Source organism: Bradyrhizobium sp. WSM2793 (genome assembly GCF_000379585.1).
Classification (GTDB): domain Bacteria; phylum Pseudomonadota; class Alphaproteobacteria; order Rhizobiales; family Xanthobacteraceae; genus Bradyrhizobium.
On the sequence record NZ_KB902844.1, the window covers coordinates 1 to 1,378 of the forward strand.

1 pseudogene is annotated in these 1,378 nt (G+C 59.3%); it reads left to right on the top strand.

The features are described 5' to 3' along the window. Nucleotides 1–303: 303 nt before the first annotated feature. Nucleotides 304–1,066, top strand: a pseudogene (locus A3AS_RS46335) (transposase); the annotation flags it as partial. Nucleotides 1,067–1,378 lie beyond the last annotated feature (312 nt).

A 1,378-nucleotide genomic window follows, 5' to 3' on the forward strand; every position in this document is an offset into this window, starting at 1 on the left:
GCGCGCGACAATCATCGCGGCAATCATCACCTCGCCGCGACACCGACTCGCCATCCTGATTGTCGCGCGCTTCCCATCCAGATTGTCGCGCTATACAAGAACTTCACCGAGGCCAAGATGAAGCGGCGCCTGGAGCGGATCGATGAGAGCATTGCCCGCTATCTCTCGCAGCTCGAGACCGCCGATCGGCATGGCGACGCGGTGCCGGAGGCGAAGGTTGAGCGGTTAAAGGGCAAGATCGAGAAGCTCAAGGAGGAGATCGTTCGGCTCAACGCGATCAATGCGGAGATGATGAAAAGTGAGGACAAGCAGATCTCGCTGACCGATCCTGACGCGCGCTCGATGGCGACAAGAAGGACACCGGGATCGTCGGCTATAACGTGCAGATTGCGGTTGATACGCGACATCATCTCATCGTGGCTCACGAGGTGACCAACGTGGGCACTGATCGCCACCAACTCGCCAACATGGCTAGGCAGGCTCGCGACGAGACGGCTGTCGAGACTCTCGAAGTCGTGGCAGATCGCGGCTATTACGATGGCGAGGAGATCAGGGCCTGCGAGGAAGCCGACATCACGGTGACGTTGCCGAAGCCGATGACTTCGGGCGCCAAGGCTGCTGGCCGCTTCGGCAAACAGGACTTCGTCTATGTCGCCACCGACGATGTCTATCGCTGTCCCGCCGGCGAGCGGCTAACTTATCACTATACGAACGTAGAGGACGGAAAGACACTGCGCCGATATTGGACAAGCACCTGCAAGACCTGCGCGCTAAGAGCTCAGTGCACGACAGGTCCCGAGCGCCGCATCTCACGCTGGGAGCATGAGGCCGCTCTGGAAAAAGTTCAGGATCGGCTCGACCACAACCTCAATGCAATGGGTGTCCGTCGTCAGACAGCGGAGCATCCGTTCGGCACGATGAAGTGTTGGATGGGAGCAACGCACTTTCTCACGAAAAAGCTGCCAAGGTGGCCACCGAGATGGCGCTCAACGTGCTCGCCTACAACATGAAACGCGTGATGATGATCGTTGGCGTAGGCGGATTTCTGCAGGCGATGCAGGCGTGAGGGCGGCCTCTGCGCGACCAAATCAGCGCCTACACGAAGCTCCTGGTTGCTCCTGAGATGACAAGAGGTCGATTCCACCGAATGAGTGCCGATTCCGAGATGATGGTGCGCACCGTACCGACTTGATGGCGCGCAGGGTTCCGAAATGATCGCGCGCAGCATTCCGAGCATTGTCCGCGCAGCATTCCGATTTGATCGCGCGCAGTTTCGGATGGTGTGAGGCCCGATCGTTGGGCCATTTCTCCGGCTGGAAGCAGCTGGGAGGAATGGATGCCGACGAGGAGGGTTATCATGCGCCAGGTGCGCGAGATT